The organism is Pseudomonas sp. HMWF006 (genome assembly GCF_003061205.1).
In the GTDB taxonomy this organism is placed as follows: domain Bacteria; phylum Pseudomonadota; class Gammaproteobacteria; order Pseudomonadales; family Pseudomonadaceae; genus Aquipseudomonas; species Aquipseudomonas monsensis.
Map to the genome: position 1 here is coordinate 1 of NZ_QAIU01000620.1, position 8,644 is coordinate 8,644.

An 8,644-nucleotide genomic window follows, 5' to 3' on the forward strand; every position below is an offset into this window, starting at 1 on the left:
ATACATCAACCGCCTCAACGCCCGGGACTACGACATGATCGTCGCCGCTTTCCCGCGCAGCGGCGATCCGATCGTCTCTCCCGGCCGTGAGTTGTACAACCTGTACGCCTCGCAAAGTGCCACACAGGTCGGCAGTTCCAACTCAATGGTGCTGGCCAACCCGGCGGTCGATCGACTGATCGACGGGCTGGTCCAGGCCAACACTCGCGAAGCCATGGTGCATTACGCCCGCGCCCTCGACCGGGTGCTGCAATGGGGTTACTACATGATTCCCAACTACTACTCCAAAGGCACGCCGACGGTGTATCAGAACCGTTTCGGCATGCCGTCTGTGCAACCGGCATACGACGAAGGCCTCAACACCTGGTGGGAGGTCTCGGCCAAGCCGTTGACCACGCAACAGATGCACACCCGGCTCGCGGGGGGTCAGTGACATGCTGCGTTATCTGAGTAGGCGTTTGCTGCTGATCATCCCCACGCTGCTGTGCATTCTGGTGGTCAATTTCCTCATCGTGCAGGCCGCACCGGGTGGCCCGGTGGAACAAGCCATTGCGCGCCTGCAAGGCTTCGGCGGACACAGCATGGGCGGCGGAGGCGAAGTGGCCGCGACGGGCGGTGCCGGGCGCAGCAGCCGTGGCCTCGACCCGGCGCTGATCGAAGAAATCAAACACCACTACGGCTTCGACAAACCGATGCACGAACGCCTGTGGCTGATGCTGAAAAACTACGCGCAACTGGATCTGGGCAGCAGTTTCTTTCGTGGCGCCAAGGTCACCGACCTGATCGCGCAGAAGTTGCCGGTGTCGCTGTCGCTGGGCTTGTGGGCAACGTTGATCACCTACCTGATTTCGATCCCGCTGGGCATTCGCAAAGCAATCACCAACGGCAGCGCCTTCGATGTCTGGAGCAGCACGGCGATCATCATCGGCTACGCGATGCCGGCGTTTCTGTTCGCGATTCTGTTGATCGTGGTGTTTGCCGGTGGCAGTTACGTCAACTGGTTTCCGGTGCAGGGCCTGGTCTCGGACAACTTCGACAGCCTCAGCCCCCTCGGCAAAGTCGGCGATTACCTCTGGCATCTGGTATTGCCGGTGACGGCGCTGGTGATCGGCGGCTTCGCCACGCTGACCATCCTGACCAAAAACAGCTTCCTCAACGAAATCAGCCGCCAGTACGTGATCACTGCGCGGGCCAAGGGTTTGACCGAGCGCCGCGTGCTTTACGGCCATGTGTTTCGCAACGCGATGCTGCTGGTGGTGGCCGGTGTGCCGTCGGCGTTGATCGAGGTGTTTTTCGCCGGCTCCTTGCTGATCGAAACCATTTTCAACCTCGATGGCCTCGGGCGCATGAGCTACGAAGCGGCGGTGTCGCGTGATTATCCGGTCGTGTTCGGCGCGCTGTTTCTGTTCACCCTGTTCGGCCTGCTGATCAAGCTGATTGGCGACCTCTGCTACACCCTGCTCGACCCGCGCATCGACTTCTCGGCGAGGACTGCCTGATGTTCACACTTTCCCCTCTGGGCCAGCGCCGCATTGCGCAATTCAAGGCCAACCGGCGTGGACGCTGGTCGCTGTGGCTGTTTATCGGCCTGTGCCTGGTCTGCCTCGGCGGTGAGCTGATTGCCAATGACAAACCCTTGGTGATCCGCTATCACGACGCCTTCTATTTCCCGATTCTCAGCGATTACCTGGAAACCGATTTCGGCGGCGAACTGCCGTTCCAGCCGGATTACGCCAGCGCCTACGTACACCGGCTGATCGAGGATCAGGGCGGCTGGATGCTGTTCCCGCTGATTCCGTTCAGCTACGACACGGTCAACTACGACCTCGACGAGCCGGCACCGAGCCCGCCCTCGGCGAGCAACTGGCTGGGCACCGACGATCAGGCACGGGACGTCTTGGCGCGGGTGATTTTCGGCACACGGATTTCGATTCTGTTTGCACTGATCCTCACCGGCATCAGTGCGCTGGTGGGCATCGTCGCCGGGGCATTGCAGGGTTATTACGGCGGTTGGGTCGACTTGCTCGGGCAGCGGCTATTGGAGATATGGTCGGGGCTACCGGTGCTGTATCTGTTGATCATCCTGTCCGGTTTCGTCTCGCCGAGTTTCTGGTGGTTGCTGGGGATCATGGCGCTGTTTTCCTGGCTGGCACTGGTGGATGTAGTGCGGGCCGAATTCCTTCGCGGGCGCAGTCTGGAATACGTCAAAGCCGCGCGGGCCTTGGGCCTGACTGACACCGCACTGATGTGCCGGCACATTCTGCCCAACGCGATGACCTCCACCCTGACCTACCTGCCGTTCATTCTCACCGGCGCCATCGCCACCCTGACCGCACTGGACTTTCTCGGCTTCGGCATGCCGGCGGGCAGCGCATCGCTGGGCGAACTGATCGGCCAGGCCAAGCGCAATCTGCAAGCGCCATGGCTGGGGCTGACGGCGTTTTTCGCGCTGGCGCTGATTCTTTCGTTGCTGGTGTTTATCGGTGAGGCCTGCCGTGACGCATTCGATCCCCGGAGCTGACATGAACGACAACCTGATTGAAATCCGCGACCTGCGCGTCGCCTTCGCCGGGCAGCAAGTGGTGCATGGTGTGAACCTCGATATTCGCCGTGGCGAATGCCTGGCACTGGTCGGCGAATCCGGCTCGGGCAAGTCGGTGACGGCGCATTCGATCCTGCGCTTGTTGCCGGGCAAAAGTGTCAGCAGCAGCGGCTCGATCCGCTACCACGGCATGGACTTGTTGCAGGCCAGCGAGCAGCAGATGCGCGGTTTGCGCGGCAACCGGATCGCGATGATTTTCCAGGAGCCGATGACTTCGCTGAACCCGCTGCACACCGTGGAAAAGCAGGTCAGCGAAGTGCTGGAAATTCACAAAGGCCTCAAGGGCCGCGCCGCTCGCGCACGAACGCTGGAGCTGCTGGAGCTGGTCGGTATTCGCCAGCCCCTGCAGCGCTTGAAAGCCTATCCGCATCAGCTCTCCGGCGGTCAGCGGCAACGGGTGATGATCGCCATGGCGCTGGCCAACGAGCCGCAGTTGTTGATCGCCGATGAACCGACCACGGCGCTCGACGTGACCGTGCAGCAGAAGATTCTCGAATTGCTGATCGAGCTGCAGCAGCGCCTCGGCATGTCGCTGTTGCTGATCAGCCACGACCTCAATCTGGTGCGGCGCATCGCTCAACGTGTATGCGTGATGCGCCATGGCGAGATCGTCGAACAGGCCGATTGCGCAGCGCTGTTTCGGGCGCCGCAGCATCCTTACAGTCGTTTGTTGATCGAGGCTGAACCCAGCGGTGCGCCGGTGCCGAGTGAGTACGATCACAACTTGCTTGAGGTCGACGATCTGAAGGTCTGGTTCCCGTTGCCCAAAGGGTTGTTCAGTCGCCAGCAGGATTACATCAAAGCCGTGGATGGCGTGAGTTTCACCCTGCAACGCGGCAAGACCCTGGGCATTGTCGGTGAGTCGGGTTCGGGCAAGTCGACGTTGGGTCAGGCGATCCTGCGCCTGGTGGAATCGGAGGGCAGTATCCGTTTCGGCAACAAACAGCTGAGCCTGCTCAATCAACGCTTGATGCGACCGTTGCGGCGGCAGATTCAAGTGGTGTTCCAGGATCCGTTCGGCAGCCTCAGCCCTCGGATGTCGGTGCAGCAGATCATTGCCGAAGGCCTGCTGACCCACGGTATCGGCACTGCGGCCGAGCGCGAAGCGGCGGTGATTCGCGTGCTCGAGGAGGTCGGCCTCGACCCGCAAAGCCGCCATCGTTACCCCCACGAGTTTTCCGGTGGCCAGCGCCAGCGCATTTCCATCGCGCGCGCCTTGGTGCTGGAGCCGGCGCTGATTCTGCTCGATGAACCGACCTCGGCGCTGGATCGCACGGTGCAGAAGCAGGTGGTGGAATTATTGCGGCAATTGCAGATCAGGCATGGTCTGACCTATCTGTTCATCAGCCATGACCTGGCAGTGGTGCACGCACTGGCCCATGACTTGATCGTGATCAAGGACGGCAAGGTGGTCGAGCAAGGATCGTCGCGGGAGATCTTCGCCGCGCCGCAACATTCTTACACCCAGGAGTTGCTGAACGCCTCCGGCCTCAAACCCAATAAGGAACCCTGTGGGAGCTGGCTTGCCAGCGATTGCGGTGTATCAGAGAAAACGATGTTGGCTGACACGACGCCATCGCTGGCAAGCCAGCTCCCACAGGTATAGAGGTGATCCAGAAAAATATTTTTTCAGCCACTGCATCCAAACGTCTCCGCCACGGGTAGTCCCTGTAACAGCCACTGATGGCTGCCAGCGATCTACCCTTTTCGGAGAACACACTGATGAACACCACACAGCTGATTTGCTTCACCGGTTTGCTCGCAGCCTCCGCCGGCGCTTTCGCCCAAAGCGGTCTGCCGGACAGCATCAAAGTCCCGGATGGCCACAAAGTCGCAATGGAAACCACCGGCGTCGGCGAAATCACCTACGAATGCCGCGACAAACCCAATGCCGCCGGGCAGACCGAGTGGACCTTTGTCGGCCCCAAAGCGGTGCTCAATGATCGCAGCGGCAAGCAAGTCGGCACCTACTTCGGCCCACCCGCCACCTGGCAGGCCAAGGACGGTTCGAAAGTCACCGGCACGCAATTGGCCGTGGCGCCGTCGAGTCCGGGCAACCTGCCTTATCAACTGGTCAAGGCCAACCCGGCCGAGGGCAAAGGCGCGATGAGCGGCGTCAGCTACATCCAGCGGGTCGCGCTCAAGGGTGGCGTGGCGCCGGGCAGTGAATGCACGGCGGCGAACAAGGGCAAGCAGGAAGTGGTGAAATATCAGGCGGATTACATCTTCTGGGCGGCGAACTGATTTCCTGACTCACCGCAAATCCCCCGTAGGAGTGAGCTTGCTCGCGACAGCGGAGTGTCAGCCAACACAGGCTTCACTGACGTACCGCTGTCGCGAGCAGGCTCACTCCTGCAAAGGGAATGGAGTTGTGTGGATGTTTGCGGAATGTGAGCTAGATTGCACGACATGCCTTTAGCCGAATCCGTTTTCGATTACGAAGCCCGCCTCGCTGCCTGTGCCCGAGGCGAGCGCCTGGCCCTGCACGATTTGTATGTGCAGGAAGGCCCACGCCTGCTCGGCGTGGCCAAGCGGCTGGTGCGCGACACGGCGCTGGCGGAGGACATTGTTCATGAGGCATTCATCAAGATCTGGAACGGCGCGGCGGGATTTGATCCGGCGCGAGGTTCGGCGCGTGGCTGGATGTTCAGCGTGACCCGGCATCTGGCGCTGAATCTGTTACGTGATCAGGGCCGGGAAACGCCCTTTGACGAAGCTCACGAAGTGGCTGTGGATGAGGACGGTTTCGACGCCCACGCGCATTCGGCGCGCATCCACCGCTGTCTGGAACAACTGGAACCACAACGGCGCAGTTGCATCCTGCATGCCTACGTCGACGGCTACAGCCACGCGCAGATCGCCACCCGTCTCGACACGCCACTGGGCACCGTCAAAGCCTGGATCAAACGCAGCCTCAATGCGTTGCGGGAGTGCATGGGATGACCACTGAATCGGCGCGGCAACTTGATGAACTGGCCAGCGAATACGTGCTCGGCACCCTGTCAGCGCCGGAGCGCGAAGCGGTGCAACAGCGCTTGCGCAACGAGCCCGAACTGCAAGCCGCGGTGGATGCCTGGGAGCGGCGATTGCTGGATCTGACGGACCTGGCCGGAACGCATCCGCCCTCGCCGCACTTGTGGCCACGCATCGAACGCAGTGTCGAACGACTCTCGCGCAAGGCACCTGAGCCTGCGCGTCCTTCGTGGTGGAATCTGCTGCCGTTGTGGCGGAGTCTGAGCGCCGCCGGGCTGGCCGCGACGCTGATCCTGGGGACGTTGTTGGTGACCCAGACCGCGCCGAAACCAAGCTATCTGGTGGTATTGGTCGCCCCGCAGGACAAGGCGCCAGGCTGGGTGATCCAGGCGAACAACGCACGGGAGATCCAGTTGATTCCGCTGGGAGTGGTCGAAGTGCCGGCGGACAAGGCGCTGGAGTTCTGGACCAAAGCTGACGGCTGGCAAGGGCCGGTGTCGCTGGGACTGGTCAAACCGGGGCAGGCATTGAAGGTGCCGCTGGACAAACTGCCGCCGCTGCAACCGAACCAGCTGTTCGAACTCACCCTCGAAGGCGCCAACGGCTCGCCGATCGGCAAACCGACCGGACCGATTCAGGCCATCGGCAGAGCCGTCAAAGTGCTTTGAGCACGCATCAACCGGCCTTGGCCATGCAGCGTTTGTAGCGCTCATCCACACGTTTGGCGAACCACGCGGTGGTCAGTTTGCGGGTGATTTTCGGGCTCTGCAGCACGATCCCCGGCAGCACGGCGCGCGGCAGGGTTTTGCCCTCGGCCTTGTCCGCCAGCTCAAACACCCGTTGATAGAGCTTCGTCTCCTCGAATTCCAGGGTCTTGCCTTTCTCCAGTTGATCGCGAATCGTCGGATTGCGCATGCCCAGCGACTTGCCGAGGGTGCGCACCGCCAGCTCGGTGCTGCCGGGCAGGATCGAGTCATAGCGGATCAGGTCGCCATCCAGCGCCAAGGGAATGCCCGAGGCACGGCTGACCGCGTTCTGGAACGCCGCATTACGGCTGGCGTACCACCCGGCATTGAAGTCGGCAAAGCGGTACAACGGCTCGCGGTAACTCACCGGATAGCCGAGCAAATGCGCGATGCCGAAGTACATGCCGCCACGGCGGGTGAACACTTCGTGGCGGATCGTGCCGCTGACCGGGTACGGGTAGTCCCTCGCATGCTGCTCGGCGAATTCGATGCTGACCTGCATCGGCCCGGCGGTGTGCACCGGGTTGAAGCCACCGAACAAGGTGCGCCCCATCGGTACCATGCCGATGAAGTCGTCGAACACCGCACTCAAGTCTTTCTCGCTGCGCGCCGCGTTCAGGCGTTCGCTGTAGGTCTTGCCGGTGGGCGAACGCACCGCCAGCGCGGCGCTGACCAGCATCCCGGGGATGTGCGCCTTGCCGGCGCGGCGGTCGATCTCGTCACGGGCGATCTTGCCCAGGCCCGGCACCGTCGGGTCAACCTGAAAGGTCGATTCCTGCTCGGCCACTGCCAGGACCGAACACAGGTTTTGCGTGGTCGGACTGATGTTCTGCGCGGCGAACGCGGCATAAATATCGGTGGCCCAGCCCTGGCGGTCAGGCACTTTTGCCGGCATCAGCCGCACGATTTCGGCCTTCACTTCGGCGGGCGCACGCGGGGCAGGTTCACTGCTGCGCTGGCCCGCGCAACCGGCGAGCACCAGCAGTGCAGCGAGAGAGATCAGTAATCGAGGGCTGTACATAGTGCTCCTTGGCGTGCGTTGAGCCGGTTCACCATACGATCAAAGGTGTGGCGCAGGCTAGGACTGCCGCAACGAAACACTGTTCCCGTGAATATCGCGATCTTTGTAGCGAGCGCGCTTGCCGCCGTCGGGTCGCGAAGCGGCCCTGCTTCTCTGATAGAAGCGCACTGCCGCGCAGTCCAGCGCCCTCGCCACACAATCCCGGCAAAAATGCAAAGGCCCGGCAGCGCCACCGCTGCGGGGCCTTCTCCGTCTGGCTGACAAACTGGCCGCGCCGCCCTGCTGATCCATACTTGCTGCACAGCTGAAGGAGGACAGGCCATGAACCGCAGCGACGTACTGATCATCGGCGCCGGCCCGACCGGCCTGGTGCTGGCCCTGTGGCTGAGCAAACTCGGTGTGCGCGTGCGCATCCTCGACAAGACCTCCGCCCCTGGCACCACGTCCCGGGCGCTGGCGGTACAGGCGCGAACCCTGGAGTTGTATCGTCAGCTGGATCTGGCCGACACCGTGGTACGCAAGGGCCATCGGGTGGCGGCGGCGAACTTCTGGGTCAACGGCAAACCGGTCGCGCAATTGCCACTGAACCGTATTGGCGAAGGGCTGACACCCTACGCGTTCGTCGAAATCTTCCCCCAGGATGAACATGAACGGCTGCTGATCGAGCGCCTGGAAGATTACGGCGTCAGTGTCGAACGCAACACCACGCTGGAGAGCTTCGAGGAAACCAGCGACGGCCTCACCGCGCATTTGCGCTTGCCCGATGGCGAGCAGGAAGTCTGTCAGGCCTGCTATCTGGCGGGCTGCGACGGCGCCCGTTCGGTGGTGCGCAAATCCCTCGACGCCGGTTTTCCTGGCGGCACGTATCAACAGATCTTCTATGTGGCAGACGTCAAGGCCAGCGGCCTGGCGATGAATGGCGAGCTGCACCTGGACCTGGATGAGGCGGACTTTCTCGCGGTGTTCCCGTTGGCTGGCGAAGGCCGCGCGCGGCTGATCGGCACGGTGCGCGACGAGCGTGCGGATCGCGCCGACACCCTGGCGTTTTCCGATGTCAGCAGCCGCGCCATCGAACACCTGAAAGTCCACATCGAGGACGTGCACTGGTTTTCCACCTACCGCGTGCATCACCGGGTGGCCGAACACTTTCGCAGCGCTCGCGCGTTCCTGCTCGGCGATGCCGCGCACGTGCACAGTCCGGCCGGTGGTCAGGGCATGAACACCGGCATCGGCGATGCGATCAATCTGGCGTGGAAACTCGCGGCGGTGCTCGGCGGCGGCGCCGAACCGGGCCTGCTCGAC

8 protein-coding genes and 1 pseudogene are annotated in these 8,644 nt (G+C 62.4%); 8 read left to right on the forward strand and 1 reads right to left on the reverse strand.

Annotated elements, in window-relative coordinates; all coding sequences use genetic code 11:
- The 7 genes and pseudogenes from DBR24_RS28750 to DBR24_RS28780 form a co-directional block, all read left to right on the forward strand.
- Positions 1–433 (forward strand): annotated as a pseudogene (locus DBR24_RS28750) (ABC transporter substrate-binding protein); the annotation flags it as partial.
- A 1-nt stretch (position 434) separates the two neighbouring features.
- A complete protein-coding gene (locus DBR24_RS28755; protein ID WP_123462253.1) occupies positions 435–1,499 on the forward strand; it encodes a microcin C ABC transporter permease YejB in 1,065 nt (354 codons plus the stop codon).
- Positions 1,499–2,521: an ABC transporter permease gene (locus DBR24_RS28760; protein WP_128616390.1), complete on the forward strand. Its 1,023-nt coding sequence runs from the start codon at positions 1,499–1,501 to the stop codon at positions 2,519–2,521. Before DBR24_RS28755 ends, DBR24_RS28760 begins: the two co-directional genes overlap by 1 nt.
- 1 nt (position 2,522) lies before the next feature.
- On the forward strand, positions 2,523–4,208 hold the full coding sequence (locus tag DBR24_RS28765) for an ABC transporter ATP-binding protein (protein WP_128616391.1): 1,686 nt from the start codon (positions 2,523–2,525) through the stop codon (positions 4,206–4,208).
- Positions 4,209–4,324: 116 nt separating this feature from the next.
- Positions 4,325–4,846, forward strand: a complete 522-nt coding sequence (locus DBR24_RS28770) for a DUF3455 domain-containing protein (protein WP_128616392.1) — start codon at positions 4,325–4,327, stop codon at positions 4,844–4,846.
- Positions 4,847–5,011: 165 nt separating this feature from the next.
- On the forward strand, positions 5,012–5,545 hold the full coding sequence (locus DBR24_RS28775) for a sigma-70 family RNA polymerase sigma factor (protein ID WP_123462244.1): 534 nt from the start codon (positions 5,012–5,014) through the stop codon (positions 5,543–5,545).
- On the forward strand, positions 5,542–6,243 hold the full coding sequence (locus DBR24_RS28780) for an anti-sigma factor domain-containing protein (RefSeq protein WP_128616393.1): 702 nt from the start codon (positions 5,542–5,544) through the stop codon (positions 6,241–6,243). The genes DBR24_RS28775 and DBR24_RS28780 overlap by 4 nt, the downstream gene beginning before the upstream one ends.
- Before the next feature lie 7 nt (positions 6,244–6,250).
- On the opposite strand, the gene DBR24_RS28785 is transcribed toward DBR24_RS28780, so the two are convergent.
- A complete protein-coding gene (locus tag DBR24_RS28785; RefSeq protein WP_128616394.1) occupies positions 6,251–7,342 on the reverse strand; it encodes a DUF1615 domain-containing protein in 1,092 nt (363 codons plus the stop codon).
- A gap of 321 nt (positions 7,343–7,663) precedes the next feature.
- Here DBR24_RS28785 and DBR24_RS28790 point away from each other — a divergent pair.
- The coding region (locus DBR24_RS28790; RefSeq protein WP_256591940.1) for an FAD-dependent oxidoreductase at positions 7,664–8,644 on the forward strand (981 nt) is incomplete at its 3' end.

Excerpts from the sequence above, each read along its gene's own strand:
- DBR24_RS28755 (WP_123462253.1), top strand. The coding sequence starts at position 435 with ATGCTGCGTTATCTGAGTAGGCGTTTGCTGCTGATCATCCCCACGCTG.
- DBR24_RS28760 (WP_128616390.1), top strand. The coding sequence starts at position 1,499 with ATGTTCACACTTTCCCCTCTGGGCCAGCGCCGCATTGCGCAATTCAAG.
- DBR24_RS28765 (WP_128616391.1), top strand. The coding sequence starts at position 2,523 with ATGAACGACAACCTGATTGAAATCCGCGACCTGCGCGTCGCCTTCGCC.
- DBR24_RS28770 (WP_128616392.1), top strand. The coding sequence starts at position 4,325 with ATGAACACCACACAGCTGATTTGCTTCACCGGTTTGCTCGCAGCCTCC.
- DBR24_RS28775 (WP_123462244.1), top strand. The coding sequence starts at position 5,012 with ATGCCTTTAGCCGAATCCGTTTTCGATTACGAAGCCCGCCTCGCTGCC.
- DBR24_RS28780 (WP_128616393.1), top strand. The coding sequence starts at position 5,542 with ATGACCACTGAATCGGCGCGGCAACTTGATGAACTGGCCAGCGAATAC.
- DBR24_RS28785 (WP_128616394.1), bottom strand. The coding sequence starts at position 7,342 with ATGTACAGCCCTCGATTACTGATCTCTCTCGCTGCACTGCTGGTGCTC.